The organism is Paraburkholderia sp. J8-2, from assembly GCF_905220195.1.
In the GTDB taxonomy this organism is placed as follows: domain Bacteria; phylum Pseudomonadota; class Gammaproteobacteria; order Burkholderiales; family Burkholderiaceae; genus Paraburkholderia.
Window position 1 is genome coordinate 323559 of record NZ_CAJMZA010000002.1, and the last position, 16404, is coordinate 339962.

The window sequence follows — 16404 nt, forward strand, 5'->3', positions numbered from 1 at the left end:
CATTCATCGGAAAAGCGGGAATTTCCAATCTATAAATTCGGAATTTCCGAATCGTGAATTGGCAAAAAGCACACTGGATCAAGCTGAACCATGAACGCACGCGGTTTCGACCTCGCGCAGTTGCGCACATTCATCGCGGTGACCGAGGCGGGCAGCGTTTCCGCCGGGGCGGAGCGGGTGTTCCTGTCGCAGTCGTCGGTGAGCGAGCAGCTCAAGAAGCTCGAGGAGCGCGTAGGCCAGCCGCTTTTCGTGCGCAGCAAGCAGGGCATGTCCGCCACGCCCGCGGGCGCGAAGCTGCTCGACCACGCGCGCCGCATCGTCGCGCTGTGCGACGCCGCCTTCGACGACATGCTCGGCCGCACGCTCGACGGCGAGGTGCGCATTGCGATCACGGACTATTACCGGCCGCACGACATCGCCGAGATCCTGCGGCGCTTCGCCAGCCAGCATCCGCGCCTGCGCCTGCATGTGACCGTGCAGCCGAGCGCCGTGATCGACAGCACCGCCGACGAGAACGCCTACGACATCGGGCTGTCGCTGCGGCTCGTGGAGGAAGGCCGCGGCACGCACAAGAGCACGTCGATACGGCGCGAGAAACTGGTGTGGGTGGGCGCGGCGCAAGCGCTGCGCGAGCGGCCCGCGCTTACGCCGCCCTGGCCGCTCGTGCTGCTGCCGGCAACCTGCCAGCTGCAGCGCCGCGTCGTGAGATTGCTCGACGAAGCGCGCATGCCCTACCTGATTTCGCATTCGGCTTCGGGCGTGGCCGGGCTGCAGCTCGCGCTCAAGGCGGGGCTGGGAATCTCGTGTCTGAACGAGTCGGCGATCGGCGAAGGACTGATGGCGTGCCCGGCTTCATTCGGCTTGCCCGCACTGCCTGCGGCCGAATTTCATCTGTTGCCGGGCCGCCCCGGCGAGTCCGCGCACGTGACGAACGCACGCGCGGCGCTCGCGCAATTGCTCGGCTGAGGCGCCCCGTGCTAAAGGCGCCGCGGCAGGGCGCTTAGCCGGCTGCCTGTACCAGCTCCGCAAAACGCAGCAGATCGACGTTGCCGCCGGAGATCAGCACACCCACGCGCTTGCCGCGCACGTCCACCTTGCCGTGCAGCACCGCTGCCGCCGCGAGGCAACCCGTGGGTTCGACCACGAGCTTCATGCGGCTAGCGAAGAACTTCATCGTATCGACGAGTTCCGCGTCGCTCACCGTGACGATCTCGCTCACGCGCTCGCGAATCACCGCGAAAGTCAGGTTGCCGAGGTGCTGGGTTTGCGCGCCGTCGGCGAGCGTCTTCGGCGTGTCGATGTGAACGATTTCCCCCGTCTGCAAGCTGCGCTGACCGTCGTTGCCCGCCTCAGGCTCGACGCCGATCACCGTGCACGCAGGCGAGAGCGCATGCGCCGCGGTCGCACAGCCCGATAGCAGTCCGCCGCCGCCAAGCGGCGTGATCAGCAGATCGAGTTCGCCCGTTTCCTCGAAGAGTTCCTTCGCGGCCGTGCCCTGCCCGGCCATCACGTGCGCGTGGTCGTAGGGCGGAATCAGCGTGAGGCCGCGCTCGGCGGCGAGCCGTTTGCCGAGCGCCTCGCGGTCCTCGGTATAGCGGTCGTAGAACACCACCTCGCCGCCGTAGCCGCGCGTGGCCTCCACCTTCACGGCGGGCGCGTCGTGCGGCATCACGATCACGGCCTTCACGCCGAGCAGACGCGCCGACAGTGCGATCGCCTGCGCATGGTTGCCCGAAGAGAACGTGATCACGCCGCCCGCCTTCTGCTCCGGCGTGAACTGCGCGATCGCGTTATACGCGCCGCGAAACTTGAACGCGCCCATGCGCTGCAAGTTCTCGCATTTGAAGAAAAGCTGCGCGCCCGTGCGTTCGTTCGCGGTGCGCGAAGTCAGAACCGGCGTGCGATGCGCGACGCCACGCAGGCGTTCGTGGGCGGCGGCGACGTCTTCGAAGGTAATAGGCAGAGTGCTCATGGTCGGTCTTCGGCTGGCAGGTAGGTGTAGACGGTCGAGCGCGCTACGCCGAGCGTGGTGGCCACGTCGGCGAGCGCATGACGCAGGTTCAGAAGTCCGTTCGCCGCGAGTTCGCGCACGGCCTCGCGGCGCTGCGCGAGCGTCATGCCGATGGGCGTGGTGTTGCGCGTGGCGGCGAAGCGTTCGAGCGCCTCGCGCACGCTGCCCGCGGCGCGCGGCGCGAGTGTTTCGGCCACGGGCGCGGCCGTGCCGGTCTGGATCAGCTGGCCGAGGCCCGCCGTCACCGCGCCGATCAGCGACACATCCATGTTCAGGCAGAGCGCCGCGACATATTCGCCCGCGCTGTTCTTCAGGCCGATGGACGTGCTTTTGGCCGGACGCCCGTCGGGAAAGCGGTTCGGATAGTTGGCCACAACTTCGGGAAAGCCGGAGTCGGTGATGCGCGCGAGACCCATTTCGGTGGCGGCGTCGCCGACCTGTCGTCCTGACAGATTGTTCGCGATCGCCACGACGGAATGCTCGGGCCGCGTGAGGTCGTGCAACACCACTTCGACGAGCGGCGCGAGCGTCTGACCGAGCGCGGCGACAATCTTCCCGCCTTCGCGCAGGAGCAGCGCGTTTTCGTCAGTGGAAGGGCCGGAACAGGGTTTGCGGGTTGGCATCATGATGTTGGACATTTTGACAGTTAATGACTGAATGTCAATTATTTGAATGGATCGCTGGCGTGGCTGCGCGTGGCCCTCCGACGCGCGAAAAAAAACCCCGCCCGAAGGCGAGGTCAAAACAGACACGGAGATAAACCCCACACGGCATTGCCACTCAGGCCGTGAAGCGCTCGCTGACGAACTGTGCAGACGGCACGCGCGAGCGCGCCGCGACCGCCTGTGCGGCGCTCACCATTGCAGGCGGACCGCAAACATAGAGATCGGGCGCCGCGCTGGCGCCTGCGAGCGCGGCGGCGAGCGCGTCGACGGGCGTGCTGTGCGCGCCATGCCTGCCATCGGCCGCTTCGCGCACGCAAAGCTCAACGTGCAGTTGCGGCAGCGCCGCCCGAAGCGCGTCGAACTCGTCGAGCATGAAAAGCTCGCTCTCGCGATTCACGCCGAAAAAGAGGCGCGCGTCGTTCATCTCGCCGTATTCGGCCATGCGGCGCAGCATCGAGAGCACGGGAGCGAGGCCCGTGCCGCCCGCCACGAACCAGCGCGGACGCAAACTATCGGCGATCAAACCGAAACCGCCTTGCGGGCCGTGCACGGTGAGCACATCGCCGGGCTGCGCCCGATCGCGCAGATACGCCGAAAACTCGCCTTGCGGCCGCAGCCGGATCAGAAACTCGAGGCGCCCTTCCCAGTTGCTCGTGTTGGCAAGCGAGAACGGACGTTTCACGCTTCCACCGGGCAACGCCAGCTCCGCGAACTGGCCCGCCTCGAACTCGGCGGCGCTGCCGCTGGTGTCGTCGGGTTCGAGAACCAGTTCGAGACGGCGCGTGTCGTCGGCAATCGTTTCCAGCGCGGCGATGCGCGCCGTACGCGTGGCGACCGGCTGCAGCAACACCTTCGTGTGATCGTACGGCGCGGCGACGCGCAAGTCGGCCGAAGGCTTCGTGCGGCACAGCAAAACCGCGTTCGGGTTGGCCGAAGCAAGTGCGTCCGCACTGTGATCGCCGAGCGTGTACGCGCCTTCGGTCACGGTCGCATGGCACGCGCCGCAGCTGCCGCGCCGGCATTGCGACGGCAGCGTGATGTCTGCCGCCGCCGCCGCGCTCAGCACGTCCTGCCCCGGCTCGCACGCGAAGCCGAACGCCTGGCCGTCGCGCGTGGTGAGCTCGATTTGATAACTCATGACGTTTTCACCCGCGCTCAAGCGGCCTTGCGCGCGAGCGCCGCGTTCAGGTCGGCTTGCGCGTCGCCGATCGGCGAGATGCCGAACTGCTTGACGAGAATGTCGAGAACGTTCGGCGTGAGGAAGGCGGGCAGCGTCGGTCCGAGATGGATGTTGCGCAGGCCGAGCGCGAGCAGCGTGAGCAGCACCGCGGCCGCCTTCTGCTCGAACCACGACACCACGAGCGTGAGCGGCAGATCGTTCACGCCGCAGTCGAAGGCCTTCGAGAGCGCGATGGCGATCTGGATCGCCGAGTAGCTGTCGTTGCACTGGCCCAGATCGAGCAGGCGCGGAATGCCGCCAATGTCGCCGAACTCGTGACGGTTGAAGCGGTACTTGTTGCAGCCGAGCGTCATGACGACGGTGTCGCTCGGCGCACCCTGCGCGAACTCCGTGTAGTAGTTGCGGCCAGGCGCGGCGCCGTCGCAGCCGCCGATCAGGAAGAAGTGGCGGATCTGGCCGGCCTTCACGGCGTCGATCACCTTGTCGGCCACGCCGAGCACCGTGTTGCGCGCAAAGCCGATGGTGATGGTTTCCTGCGGCGCCGTTTCGCGGAAGCCCGGCAGCGCGAGCGCGGCCTGCACGACCGGCGCGAACGCGTGGTGCTCGAGATGGCGCACTCCAGCCCAGCCCACCGGGCCCGTCGTGAAGATGCGCTGACGGTACTGCGGCAGCGGCTCGATCAGACAGTTGGACGTCATCAGGATCGGGCCGGGGAAGTTCGCGAAGTCGGCTTGCTGATCCTGCCAGGCGCCGCCGTAATTACCTGCGAGATGCGCATACGCCTTGAGCCTCGGGTAAGCGTGCGCGGGCAGCATTTCGCCGTGCGTGTAGATCTGCACACCGGTGCCCTGCGTCGCTTCGAGCAGCGCCTCCAGATCGCCGAGATCGTGGCCCGAAACCAGGATGGCTTTGCCCGCGGCCGGCGTCACGCGCACGGCGGTGGGTTCTGGCATGCCGAAGCGGCCCGTGTTCGCCGCGTCGAGCAGTTCCATCACCTTCAGGTTCAGGTTGCCGAGCGCGAGCGCGTGTTCGAGCAGGTCGCCGGCCTGCGTCGGTTCGCTCGCGAGAAACACGAGCGCGGCTTCGACGCCTGCGTAGACTTCCTCGCTTTCGTAACCGAGCACGCGCGCATGGTGAGCGTAGGCACACACGCCCTTGAGGCCGTAGAGCACGAGCGCGCGCAAGCCCACGACATCCTCGCCCGCCTTCGGGAGCCCGGCCTTGATGCCGACGAGCGCAGCCTGTGCCTGCAGTTCGGCAAGATCGTTGCCCGGTTGCCAGAGCGCTGCGCCGCCCGGCTGCGCAACGGCAACGCCTTGTGCGAGCGCGTGCGCCTCGTAGGTCGACTTCACACGATCGCGGTGTTGCGCGGCTTCGCGCAGCATCGCCACGAAACGGCTGGCGTTGAAGTTGACGTTGGTGAGCGTCGTGAACAGCGCGTAGAGCATAAAGCGGTCGGCTTCGCGATCGGGGCTGCCGAGGCCGCGCGCGAGCGCTCCATACTGGGCGATGCCCTTGGCTGCGTAGATCAGCAGGTCCTGCAGATCCGCAGTCGTAGCGTCCTTGCCGCAGTTGCCCTTGGCCGAGGCGCACCCCGGGGTGGCCTGGGTGCGGTCGGTCTGTTCACATTGATAGCAAAACACGGCTTTCTCCTTTTCCTTGTGGGGTGACGGCGCGAGCAGTCTTGTAAGATGCAAATTTCATGCATCTTTTAAATGGTGACGCGCCGGCGGGAGTTCTGCCGTGACAAAAATCAGAAAACGTGTCGCTTCAGGCGAGGAAGTGGCTGCGTGTGCGAAAACGTCGCAGGTCGGCGCCCGGTTCGTACAAGCCAATGAAAAGCCCCGGCCGACCTTGCGGTCGAGCCGGGGCTTCAGGCCCAGCAGATACGCCTGGACGCTTTAGAACGGAATATCGTCGTCCATTTCGTCGAAGCCGCCGCCAGCCGGCGCGCTCGAACGGCCACCGCCTGCGCCGCCGCCCGCACCACCACCGCTCGAACGCGGCGCGCCGCCGCCACCGCCCGACGCACGGCCACCGCCGCGCGGAGCCGACTGCTGGCTGTAGCCGCCGTCGTCGCCCATGTCACTGCCCGCCGAGGCGCCGCCGCTGCGGCCGCCCAGCATCTGCATCTGGTCGGCGACGATTTCCGTCGAGTAACGGTCGGTGCCGTCCTGCGCTTGCCACTTGCGCGTGCGGATACGGCCTTCGATATACACCGACGAGCCCTTCTTCAGGTACTCCGATACGATCTCGGCCAGACGCCCGAAGAACGACACGCGGTGCCATTCGGTCATTTCCTTGAACTCGCCGGACGCCTTGTCCTTGTAGCGGTCGGTGGTCGCGAGGCGGATGTTCGCCACGGCGTCGCCGCTAGGCAGATAGCGCACTTCCGGTTCGGCGCCGAGGTTGCCGACGAGGATCACCTTGTTCACGGATGCCATGAATTTCTCCTGTTTGATTCCGTTGCGAGGAGCGGCCGCGCGGTTCGCGCCGGCGAGCGCCCGATGTGTTTCGAGCGCCTACCCCGGTCGCGGACCGCCTCCGCGAATTGCGTTGCTGTGAACCGTTGGTTCTAACTCAGGCCCGCCTGGCTTTAAGCGCGTTTGGCTTCAGCCCGCCTGGGCGGCGCCTTCATATTGGCCGCGATTATAAGCCAGCACAAGACGAGCCCCGAGCACGCGTAGAACACGGCGCTCGCGCCGTCGTGCTTGAGGAGCCATCCGCCCGCCACGCCGCCGAGCGCGAGCCCGATCGACTGCGTGGTGTTGTACACGCCCGTGGCCGCGCCCTTGCGGTTGCCCGGCGCCAGCTTCGAGACGAGCGAAGGCTGCGAAGCCTCCAGAATGTTGAAACCGAGGAAGTACACGAACAGCACGGCCGACACGATGACAAGTGTATGCGCAAGCGAGCCGAGCAGAAGCTGGCCGATCAGGATAAGACCGATCGCAGAAACGAGCACGGCCTTCATCTTGCCCCGCTTCTCCGCGACGATGATGGCCGGCACCATCAAGACGAACGCGAGGCCCATGACCGGCAGATAGATCTTCCAGTGCGACGCGACCGGCAGGCCCGCGTCGACGAGCAGGCGCGGCACGACGAGAAAAAGCGCCGTTTGCGTGGCGTGCAGCACCAGCACGCCGAAGTTCAGGCGCAGCAGTTCCACGTTGTGCAGCACCTCGGCAAACGGCGCGCGCACGTGCACGGGCTTGCTGGGCGCGTCGGGCACGACCCAGATCACCACGCCCACCGCCAGAATCGAGAACACGCCAACCAGCGCGAACAGGCCGCTCATGCCGACCCAGTGAAACACGATCGGCGCGCCCACGATCGCCACGGCGAACGACATGCCGATCGAGCCACCCACCATCGCCATGGCCTTGGTGCGGTGCTCCTCGGCGGTCAGGTCGGCGATGAACGCCAGCACCGCCGAAGAAACGGCGCCCATGCCCTGAATCACGCGGCCGACGATAATCCACACCATGTCGTGCGCGCCCGCCGCGACGAAGCTGCCGATCGCGAAAATGACGAGGCCGGCGGCGATGACGGGCTTTCTGCCCACCATGTCCGACACCCAGCCGTAGAAAATATAGAGAAGCGACTGCGTGACGCCGTACGCGCCGAGCGCGATGCCGACCAGCAGAAGGTTGTCGCCGCCGGGAACGGTTTTCGCGTAGACGGAAAACACCGGCATGATCATGAAAAGACCGAGCATGCGCAGCGCGAAAATCGCCGCGAGCGATACGGTCGCGCGCAACTCGGGCGCGCTCATGCGTGAGGATGTAGCGGGTGAATTGGAGGACATCGGAGCGTTATGTGTTTGGACCGCAAGTGCCCGCACGTTTGTTGACCGGGACGCTCCCTGACGCGCCTCTTTCGAGGCCCTTGCACTTGCCGCTCCGGGCCCTTTCGAAGACCGTCAGCAAGCCGTAACGGCGGTCTGGAAAAGTCGTTATAGTAGCAGGTTTGGTTTCCCTTTCTCCCGCAGGTTCATGGAACAGATCCGTATCCGTGGGGCCCGAACCCACAACCTGAAGAACGTCAATCTGGACCTGCCGCGCCACAAGCTCGTGGTGATCACCGGGCTGTCGGGCTCGGGCAAGTCCTCACTGGCCTTCGACACGCTCTACGCGGAAGGCCAGCGCCGCTACGTGGAAAGCCTTTCGGCCTACGCACGCCAGTTCCTGCAGCTCATGGAAAAGCCCGACGTCGACCTGATCGAGGGTCTGTCACCGGCTATCTCCATCGAGCAGAAGGCGACGTCGCACAATCCGCGCTCCACGGTCGGCACCGTCACCGAGATCCACGACTATCTGCGGCTGCTGTACGCCCGCATCGGCACGCCCTACTGCCCGGACCACGAGATTCCGCTGGAGTCGCAAAGCGTCTCGCAGATGGTGGACGCCGCGCTCGCCCTGCCCGAAGAAACGAAGCTGATGATCCTCGCGCCCGTGATCGTGGACCGCAAGGGTGAGCATGCCGAGCTCTTCGACGACATGCAGGCGCAAGGTTTTGTGCGCTTTCGGGTGCGCTCGGGCGGCGGCACGGCCAACGAAGGGGAAGCGAAGATCTACGAGGTGGAGTCGCTGCCCAAGCTCAAGAAGAGCGAGCGTCACACAATCGACGTCGTGGTGGACCGCCTGAAGGTGCGCCCCGACATGAAGCAGCGCCTCGCGGAGTCGTTCGAAACCGCGCTGCGCTTAGCCGACGGCCGCGCCATCGCGCTCGAAATGGACACGAACAAGGAGCACCTGTTCAGCTCGAAGTTCGCCTGCCCGATCTGCTCGTATTCGCTGCCGGAGCTGGAGCCGCGCCTTTTCTCGTTCAACAACCCGATGGGCGCGTGCCCCGAGTGCGACGGCCTGGGCCAGATCACGTTCTTCGATCCGAAGCGCGTGGTGGCGCACCCGTCCCTTTCGCTCGCGGCGGGCGCGGTGAAGGGCTGGGACCGGCGCAACCAGTTCTACTTCCAGATGCTGCAGAGTCTCGCCGCGTTCTACGACTTCGACATCGACACCGCGTTCGAGGAGCTGCCGGAGAAAGTGCGCAAGATCCTGCTCTACGGCTCGGGCAAGCAGGAGATTCCGTTCTCGTACATCAACGAGCGCGGCCGCACGTCGGTGCGCGAGCACGTATTCGAAGGGATCATCCCGAACCTCGAGCGCCGCTACCGCGAGACCGACTCGGCCGCCGTGCGCGAGGAGCTGTCGAAGTACCAGAACAACCAGGCCTGCCCGCACTGCGAAGGCACACGCCTGCGCCGTGAAGCGCGCTTCGTGCGCATCGGCTCGGGTGATGAGGCACGCGCCATTTACGAAGTGAGCGGCTGGCCGCTGCGCGACACGCTCGGCTACTTCCAGACGCTGCGCCTCGAAGGCGCCAAGCGCGAGATCGCCGACAAGGTGGTCAAGGAAATCGTCGCGCGCCTCATGTTCCTGAACAACGTCGGGCTCGACTATCTCTCGCTCGAACGCAGCGCCGAGACGCTTTCGGGCGGCGAGGCGCAGCGCATCCGCCTCGCCTCGCAAATCGGCTCGGGCCTGACGGGCGTAATGTACGTGCTCGACGAGCCGTCCATCGGCCTGCATCAGCGCGACAACGACCGCCTGATCTCCACGCTCAAGCATCTGCGCGATCTCGGCAATTCCGTGATCGTGGTCGAGCACGACGAGGACATGATCCGCATGGCCGACTACGTGGTCGACATGGGCCCGGGCGCGGGCGAGCACGGCGGCATGGTGATTTCGCAAGGCACGCCCGGCGAAGTCGAGCACGATCCGGCCTCGATGACGGGCCAGTACCTCTCGGGCGCGCGCCGCATCGACTATCCCGACGAGCGCATCGAGCCCGGCGAGCGCCAGTTGCGCATCGTCGAGGCCTACGGCAACAACCTCAAGCACGTCACGCTCGACCTGCCGGTCGGCCTGCTCACCTGCGTGACGGGCGTTTCGGGCTCGGGCAAGTCCACGCTCATCAACGACACGCTTTATCACGCCGTCTCGCAGCATCTGTATGGATCGTCGGCGGAGCCGGCGCCGTTCGAGGCGATCGAGGGCATGGAGCACTTCGACAAGGTCATCAACGTCGACCAATCGCCGATCGGCCGCACGCCGCGCTCGAACCCGGCCACCTACACGGGCCTCTTCACGCCCATCCGCGAGTTGTTCGCGGGCGTGCCGGCCGCCAAGGAACGCGGCTACGAGTCGGGCCGCTTCTCGTTCAACGTGAAGGGCGGACGCTGCGAAAGCTGCCAGGGCGACGGCGTGCTGAAGGTGGAAATGCACTTCCTGCCCGACGTGTACGTGCCCTGCGACGTCTGCCACGGCAAGCGCTACAACCGCGAAACGCTGGAGATTCAATACAAGGGCCGGAACATCAGCGAAGTGCTCGACATGACGGTCGAAGCCGCCTACGAGTTCTTCAAGGCGGTCCCGGTGGTGGCGCGCAAGCTCAAGACGCTGCTGGACGTGGGCCTGGGCTATATCCGCCTTGGCCAGTCGGCCACCACGCTTTCGGGCGGCGAGGCGCAGCGCGTGAAGCTCTCGCTCGAACTTTCCAAGCGGGACACGGGCCGCACGCTGTATATACTCGACGAGCCGACCACCGGCCTGCACTTCCACGACATCGCGCTTTTGCTCGAAGTGATTCATCGGCTTCGCGATCAGGGCAACACGGTGGTCATCATCGAGCATAATCTCGATGTAATCAAAACCGCCGACTGGGTCGTGGACATGGGACCGGAAGGCGGCGCGGGCGGTGGGCAGATCGTGGCCCAGGGGACGCCCGAACAGGTGGCGAAATCGAAGGCAAGCTTCACGGGCCGCTATCTCGCGCCGCTGCTCAAGCGCCAGATTGCCGCGCTGGACACGGCGTCGGGGCAATGACCCGCTAAGCGGACCGGAAATTTAGCAGTAGAAATAGCTGCAGCAACAACGGGTCGGGGGCGCGTGCGCCCCCGAAGTTTGGAGACGGAATACACCCAACATGGTCAAGCGCAACGAAGCGACAGAAGATAAACAGGTGCGCGACCTGCGGCCAAGGCCGGTCAGGCTCACGAGCGACATGAGCCTGCCGAAACTTTCGGCAGTGGAGATCGGCAGCTATGTGGCCGCGCTCGCCGGCATGCTGGCGGTGCTGCACCTGAACCTGCTCGGCGCGCTGCTAGCGGGCATGCTCGTCTTCCAGCTCGTCCATACCATTTCGCCGCTCATCGAGCGGCGCATGTCGAGCAGCCGCGCACGCTGGCTCTCGGTGGTGCTGGTTTCCATCGTGATCGTCGGCATCCTCACGGGGCTCACCGTGGGCGTGATCGAGCAGTTCGAAAGCGACGTGCCGAGCGTGCAGAAGGTCATGGCGCAGATGATGACGTTCGTCGACCAGGCGCGCGGACGCATTCCCGAATCCATTGCCGCCTATCTGCCCGTGGACGTCGCGCAGATGAAGCTCAAGGCCCTTGCGCTCATGCACGAGCACGCCACCCAGCTCGGCCAGGGCGGCAAGAATGCCGCGCGTATCTTCGGGCATATCGTGATCGGCATGATCATCGGCGCGATCATCGCCATTGGCGCGCAAAAGAACGCCACGCGGCTGCCGCTTTCCACGGCGTTCGTTACACGCGTGGCGCGTTTCGCCGACGCCTTCCGCCGCATCGTGTTCGCGCAGGTGAAAATTTCGGCCATCAACACGGTGTTCACCGGCCTTTTCCTCCTGCTCGCGCTGCCGGTGTTTCACGCGCCGCTGCCGCTCGCGAAGATGCTGGTCGTGGTGACCTTCGTGGTCGGCCTCCTGCCCGTAATCGGCAACCTGATCTCGAACACGCTGATCGTCGCCATCGCGCTCACCGTGAGCCTGCCCGCGGCGGTCACGGCGCTCGTGTTCCTCATCCTGATCCACAAGCTCGAGTACTTCCTGAATGCGCGCATCGTGGGCGGCCAGATCGAGGCGCGCACGTGGGAACTGCTCGTCGCGATGCTCGTGATGGAAGCCGCGTTCGGCATTCAGGGCGTGATTGCCGCGCCTATTTTTTACGCGTATATCAAGCGCGAACTCATCTATCTGCGGCTCGTCTGAGCCGCCTTGTCCCAAGCCCGCGCGCGGCCTTCAGCGCCCGCGCGGCTCGGCGGGCACGTCGGTCATGCCGTCGTGCTCGATTGCGTAGATCGCCACTTGCACGCGGCTCGTGAGACCCAGCTTGCGCAGAATGTTGCGCACGTGAATCTTCACCGTGCTCTCCGCCAGGTCGAGCGTGCGCGCAATCTCCTTGTTGCTCGCCCCGCGCGCCAGCTCGCGCACGATGTCGCGCTCGCGCGCCGTGAGTGTCTCCGCACTTGCGCGCGCGCCGCCGGGTGAACCCTGTGCGCCAGTCGCGCCGGCCGATTGTGCCGGCTTGCGCATCTGCTCCACGAGCTTCGCCGTCATGTGCTCGGTAATGACCGGCTGGCCGCTCGCGGCCTTGCGGATCGCCGCCACCAGTGCGTCGGCGTCGATGCTCTTGAGCAGGAAGCCGCGCGCGCCCGCGCGCATCGCCGCCGTGAGTTCGTCGGCTTCCTCGGAGACGGTGAGCATGACGACCGCCGTGTCCGGCAGGTCTTCCACGAGCAGTTGCAGCGTTTCGAGCCCCGAGAGGCCCGGCATGTTCAGGTCGAGCAGGACGACGTCGGGCAAGTGCTGCTTCGCGCGCTTGACGCCCTCCACGCCGTCCGACGCCTCGCCCACCACTTCCAGGTCCGGCTGGCGCTGCAGGAGCGCGCTCACGCCCGAGCGAAAGAGCGTGTGATCGTCGATGAGCAGGATACGTATGGTCATGGGTTCGTTGTCGTGTCGCGATGTCTTCGGCCACCTTCACGCGGCCATGCGGCTTGCGGCGGGCAGGACCAGTTCGACGCGCGTGCCGCGCCCCGGCGCGCTTTCCAGCGCGAGCACGGCGGCAAGACGCCTCGCGCGCTCACGCATGATGTGAAAGCCCACGTGCGATTCGCCGCGCGAGGCGATTTCGGCGGGATCATAGCCCACACCGTCGTCCTCGATCGTGAGGCGGAAGTCGCGAGCGTTCACGACGCTCACCTGCACGTGCAGCGCCTCTGAGTGCTTGCGCGCATTCGAGAGCGCCTCCTGCAGCACGAACAGCACCTGCAATTGCTGGTCGGGCGGCAGCGGCGGGCCGTCTTCGTCGCGATAGTCGAGCGTCAGTTCGGCGTCCGACTGGCGGCGAAAGCGCGCTACGGTGTCCTCCACCGCGAGGCGCAGCTTGCCTGGCGCGAGTTTCGTGCGGAAATTCAGCAGCAACTCGCGCACGTCGTCGTAGCTTTCTTCCACGCCGCCCGCAAGCAGCGGCACGATCTCGCGAATCTCGCCGAGGTCGCCCCGCTGCGCCGCGCCGTCGAGCAGATGCACCTGCATCTTCAGGAAGCTCAGGCCTTGCGCGATGCTGTCGTGCAGCCCTTGGGCGACGAGATTGCGCTCCTCGGATACGGCGAGCTGACGCCCGAGCGCCACGAGCCGCCGGTTCATGAGCGCGACGCCGAGGTGACGGCCGAGCGTCTGAAGCAACTGGACGCCCGACGGCGGAATCTCCCGCTCGCGCCGGAAGTGCAGCGAGAACGTGCCGAGCGTCTCGTTCTGCGCGACGATGGCCGACACCGCGACGCTCACGAAGCCCGCCTTCAGGCAGCGCTGCGTGAAGGCGCTGCTTGCGCCGCTCTCGCCGCTTTCTTTGCTGCCCGCCGGCGCGCCAGGCTGCCCCATCAGGCCGAATACGACCGGCACCTCGGCCGTCGCGCCGCCGCACGTGCAGTCCGCCGCCGGCATGCACTGCTCCGCACGTGTAATCGATTCGGGCATGCCCTCCGAAACAAGCAGATGCAGATTGCCGTCGTCAGGCGAAACGACGCGCACCGTGCCGCCGTCGGCGTCGAATTCGCGCATCACGCGCGTAAGGAAATCGTGGCATACGCTTTCCGCCGCGCCCGGCGTGTTGAGGAACGCCGCCATCTCGTAGAGCGTGGCCAGTTCGCGGTTTTGCGCCGCCAGTTGCGCGGTCTTGGCGTCCACGCGCGCGGCAAGGTCCCGGTACAGCGCTTGCAGCTCCGCAACCATGCGGTTGAAGCCTTGCGCGAGATGGCCGAACTCGTCGTACGTTTCGACCGGCAACCGTGTGTCGAACTCGCGCGCCTCGATGCGCGCGAGCCCGTCCTGCAAGCGCTGCACGGGCGCCACGAACCACTGGTAGAGCAGATAGACGATCGCCAGCGTGCCCACGCAAGAAAGCGCCGCGAGCACGACCTGCGAAATGCGCAGCCACGCGGTCTTGCGCGCGTTCTCGCGCTCGATCAGGCTGACGAGCCGGTTCGCCTCGTCGACGAAGCCGGGCAGCAGGCCGATGTACGTCGAGGGCTCGCCTCCGCTGGCCGAGAGCTCGCGCAGCGCAGCGGGTTTGAGCGCCTCGTCCCACGCTGTCGCGACGCGTTCGAACTGCGCGTGGATGCCCGCATCCGCGGGAAGAAAGAGCGGCCGCGCCGGATCGCCGTCGCGCAGTTCACGCAGCGTCTCGTCGAGCTGATGCAACTGGGCGTCGACTTGCGCAGGCTTGCCCGTGCGGGCTTCCCACAGCGCGATCGCCACGGCGTTCGCGCGCATGCGCAGGCTGCCCGCATCGTTGATGGCCGCGCCGCCGCCTTCGAGCTGCCAGGACAGCCAGAGCGTGCCGCTGATCATCGCGAGCACGAGCGCGAGCGCAACCGTGGAAAGCACGACGATGCGCGTCGAGAGCCGCTTCGGGAACGGCGCGGCCTGCGGACCGGAAAAGCTGGCAGACGAGACGGAAGCGGTGGCGGAATCGGAAGACGGAGTCATGGCCGGTACCGGGGATCGGCCGCGCCGAAACGGCGGTGCCTATACCCTGCATTATCTGACGGAGCGAGGCCGATCTTGCGCTAAGTCGCGGTCCAGGCGGGCAACTGCGACACTATGCGTCAGATCGTCGGCCTTCCCGGGCGAGTCCCGGCCTCGCGAGATGCGCCGTCCCCGGGCCTGCCCGTATCGGGAAAAAAGCGGGGAATGCGAGTGTGGCTCGCTCCCCGCGAAGAACGACCGATCCCCACGGCCGTCCAGAGGCAAACGCCGGCCGCTAGCGTCGGCGCTAGCGGCTGCGCACGAGTTGCCACGCGCGCGAGAGATAGGTGATGGAGGCGAAGCCGCTCCACACGTGCACGAGCCGCGTGAACGGAAAGATCACGAACAGCGTCATGCCCATGAACAGGTGCAGGCGGAAGATGAGCGGCGCGCTGGCTATGTAGCTCGCGGCGTCGCCGCGGAATGTGACGATGTGCTGCGCCCAGGTCATGAGCCGCACCATCATCGCGCCGTCCATATGACTCGCCGATTCGCCGATGGTGGAGAGCCCGAGCAGCAGCGTGACGAGCAGCCACAACAGCAGCACCTTGTCGCCCACGCGAGTGACGGCCGAAACGCGCGCGTTCGAAAGCCGCCTGTGCAGCAGGATCGAGAGGCCCACCAGACACATCGAGCCCATCACGCCGCCCGCGACCATCGCCACGAGCTGCTTGACTGCATGCGGCACGCCGAGCCAGTCCCACACCGCAACAGGCGTGAGCAGACCGAACAGATGCCCGAAGAAGAGCCCAAGCACGCCGACGTGAAAGAGAATGTTGCCGAGGCGCAGATGCCCGCGATAGAGCATTTGCGAGCTGTCCGCCTTCCACGTGTACTGCTCGCGCTCGAAGCGCGCGAGGCTGCCGAACAGGAAGATGGCGGCGGCAATATACGGATAGATGCCGAACAAAAACTGATTGAACGTGTTCATGGCGATTCCTTTGCGCAGTCAGGCGCGCAAGCCGCCGCGCAGTCAGTCGAAGTGCTCGCGGTGGCCGCTGCGTACTCCGCTCGCGGGTGGAATTGAACGACCTGCGGCGAATGGCTCGCGCCGAACGCGTGCATCAGCGGCTCGACGCCGTCCGCGCCGGTGCCGAAGCGTTCGAGCGCCTCGTCCATGTCGCGCACGGGCGCGCCCACGAGCGGCAGCGGCTCGACATCGCTCAGCTCGCACAGCACCGCAAAAATGCCCGCATAGGGGCTTGCGCGCGTTTCGAGCTGATTGCCGAGCGCCGCGAGCACATGGATCGCCTCGCCAAGCAGCGCGCTCGCCTCGTCCTCGTCGATCAGGCCGAGCACTTCGAGAAAGAGCGGCACGTAGTCGGGCAGTTCGTTCGTCGCGACGTCCAGGCCGTGGCTACGGTATTCGTCGAGCAGATCGACCATCGCCTGGCCGCGCGCGCGGCTCTCGCCGTGCACGTGCTCGAACAGATGCAGCGAGTGGCGAGGATTGCGATCGAACGTGGCCACGTACGCTTCCTGCGACTCGACCAGCGAGCGCTCACGCAGCGCCGCAATGAGCGGCGCGAGTTCGTGCGTCGCGCAGCCGCCCTTCGGCACGGCCTCGAGTGCGGCCTCGATCTCGTCGAGTGCGTCGATCAAGGGCTGCTCGGGATAATCGAGCAGCGCGGAGAGAACCGGATAAATCGACATGACAA

13 protein-coding genes are annotated in these 16404 nt (G+C 66.1%); 3 read left to right on the top strand and 10 right to left on the bottom strand.

The window, feature by feature from the left end; genetic code table 11:
* Positions 1-90 precede the first annotated feature (90 nt).
* Positions 91-966, top strand: coding sequence for a LysR family transcriptional regulator (locus U5A52_RS06720; protein ID WP_321907728.1), 876 nt, complete (start codon positions 91-93; stop codon positions 964-966).
* 34 nt (positions 967-1000) lie between these two features.
* Here the strand turns inward: U5A52_RS06720 and U5A52_RS06725 are convergent, their stop codons facing one another.
* The 6 genes from U5A52_RS06725 to U5A52_RS06750 form a co-directional block, all read right to left on the bottom strand.
* The gene (locus U5A52_RS06725) at positions 1001-1972 is read right to left on the bottom strand and encodes a threo-3-hydroxy-L-aspartate ammonia-lyase (RefSeq protein WP_321907726.1); all 972 of its coding nucleotides are present in this window, start codon (positions 1970-1972) and stop codon (positions 1001-1003) included.
* A complete protein-coding gene (locus U5A52_RS06730; RefSeq protein ID WP_321907724.1) occupies positions 1969-2637 on the bottom strand; it encodes a transcriptional regulator in 669 nt (222 codons plus the stop codon). The genes U5A52_RS06725 and U5A52_RS06730 overlap by 4 nt, the downstream gene beginning before the upstream one ends.
* Before the next feature lie 154 nt (positions 2638-2791).
* The gene (locus U5A52_RS06735; RefSeq protein ID WP_321907722.1) at positions 2792-3814 is read right to left on the bottom strand and encodes a 2Fe-2S iron-sulfur cluster binding domain-containing protein; all 1023 of its coding nucleotides are present in this window, start codon (positions 3812-3814) and stop codon (positions 2792-2794) included.
* 17 nt (positions 3815-3831) lie between these two features.
* On the bottom strand, positions 3832-5499 hold the full coding sequence (gene hcp / locus U5A52_RS06740) for a hydroxylamine reductase (protein ID WP_321934323.1): 1668 nt from the start codon (positions 5497-5499) through the stop codon (positions 3832-3834).
* A 258-nt stretch (positions 5500-5757) separates the two neighbouring features.
* The gene (locus tag U5A52_RS06745; RefSeq protein ID WP_321934324.1) at positions 5758-6300 is read right to left on the bottom strand and encodes a single-stranded DNA-binding protein; all 543 of its coding nucleotides are present in this window, start codon (positions 6298-6300) and stop codon (positions 5758-5760) included.
* 152 nt (positions 6301-6452) lie between these two features.
* On the bottom strand, positions 6453-7661 hold the full coding sequence (locus tag U5A52_RS06750) for an MFS transporter (protein WP_415765044.1): 1209 nt from the start codon (positions 7659-7661) through the stop codon (positions 6453-6455).
* Between the two features lie 187 nt (positions 7662-7848).
* On the opposite strand from U5A52_RS06750, the gene uvrA reads away from it, so the two are divergent.
* The gene (gene uvrA, locus U5A52_RS06755) at positions 7849-10740 is read left to right on the top strand and encodes an excinuclease ABC subunit UvrA (RefSeq protein WP_321934325.1); all 2892 of its coding nucleotides are present in this window, start codon (positions 7849-7851) and stop codon (positions 10738-10740) included.
* A gap of 100 nt (positions 10741-10840) precedes the next feature.
* The gene (locus tag U5A52_RS06760; RefSeq protein WP_158756884.1) at positions 10841-11926 is read left to right on the top strand and encodes an AI-2E family transporter; all 1086 of its coding nucleotides are present in this window, start codon (positions 10841-10843) and stop codon (positions 11924-11926) included.
* 30 nt (positions 11927-11956) lie between these two features.
* Here the strand turns inward: U5A52_RS06760 and U5A52_RS06765 are convergent, their stop codons facing one another.
* The 4 genes from U5A52_RS06765 to narJ all read right to left on the bottom strand — a co-directional run bounded on the left by U5A52_RS06765 (position 11957) and on the right by narJ (position 16399).
* On the bottom strand, positions 11957-12661 hold the full coding sequence (locus U5A52_RS06765) for a response regulator transcription factor (RefSeq protein WP_321934326.1): 705 nt from the start codon (positions 12659-12661) through the stop codon (positions 11957-11959).
* Positions 12662-12697: 36 nt separating this feature from the next.
* Positions 12698-14707 (bottom strand): type IV pili methyl-accepting chemotaxis transducer N-terminal domain-containing protein, encoded by a 2010-nt coding sequence (locus tag U5A52_RS06770; protein ID WP_321934327.1) that lies wholly within the window; start codon positions 14705-14707, stop codon positions 12698-12700.
* Between the two features lie 286 nt (positions 14708-14993).
* Positions 14994-15677 (bottom strand): respiratory nitrate reductase subunit gamma, encoded by a 684-nt coding sequence (gene narI / locus U5A52_RS06775; RefSeq protein WP_321934328.1) that lies wholly within the window; start codon positions 15675-15677, stop codon positions 14994-14996.
* Positions 15674-16399 (bottom strand): nitrate reductase molybdenum cofactor assembly chaperone, encoded by a 726-nt coding sequence (gene narJ, locus U5A52_RS06780; protein ID WP_321934329.1) that lies wholly within the window; start codon positions 16397-16399, stop codon positions 15674-15676. The genes narI and narJ overlap by 4 nt, the downstream gene beginning before the upstream one ends.
* Between the last annotated feature and the right edge of the window lie 5 nt (positions 16400-16404).

Coding starts and splice junctions, on each gene's coding strand:
- U5A52_RS06760 (WP_158756884.1), top strand. CDS start 10,841: ATGGTCAAGCGCAACGAAGCGACAGAAGATAAACAGGTGCGCGACCTG.
- U5A52_RS06730 (WP_321907724.1), bottom strand. CDS start 2,637: ATGATGCCAACCCGCAAACCCTGTTCCGGCCCTTCCACTGACGAAAAC.
- U5A52_RS06765 (WP_321934326.1), bottom strand. CDS start 12,661: ATGACCATACGTATCCTGCTCATCGACGATCACACGCTCTTTCGCTCG.
- U5A52_RS06745 (WP_321934324.1), bottom strand. CDS start 6,300: ATGGCATCCGTGAACAAGGTGATCCTCGTCGGCAACCTCGGCGCCGAA.
- narI (WP_321934328.1), bottom strand. CDS start 15,677: ATGAACACGTTCAATCAGTTTTTGTTCGGCATCTATCCGTATATTGCC.
- uvrA (WP_321934325.1), top strand. CDS start 7,849: ATGGAACAGATCCGTATCCGTGGGGCCCGAACCCACAACCTGAAGAAC.
- U5A52_RS06735 (WP_321907722.1), bottom strand. CDS start 3,814: ATGAGTTATCAAATCGAGCTCACCACGCGCGACGGCCAGGCGTTCGGC.
- U5A52_RS06720 (WP_321907728.1), top strand. CDS start 91: ATGAACGCACGCGGTTTCGACCTCGCGCAGTTGCGCACATTCATCGCG.
- U5A52_RS06725 (WP_321907726.1), bottom strand. CDS start 1,972: ATGAGCACTCTGCCTATTACCTTCGAAGACGTCGCCGCCGCCCACGAA.
- narJ (WP_321934329.1), bottom strand. CDS start 16,399: ATGTCGATTTATCCGGTTCTCTCCGCGCTGCTCGATTATCCCGAGCAG.
- U5A52_RS06770 (WP_321934327.1), bottom strand. CDS start 14,707: ATGACTCCGTCTTCCGATTCCGCCACCGCTTCCGTCTCGTCTGCCAGC.
- U5A52_RS06750 (WP_415765044.1), bottom strand. CDS start 7,661: ATGTCCTCCAATTCACCCGCTACATCCTCACGCATGAGCGCGCCCGAG.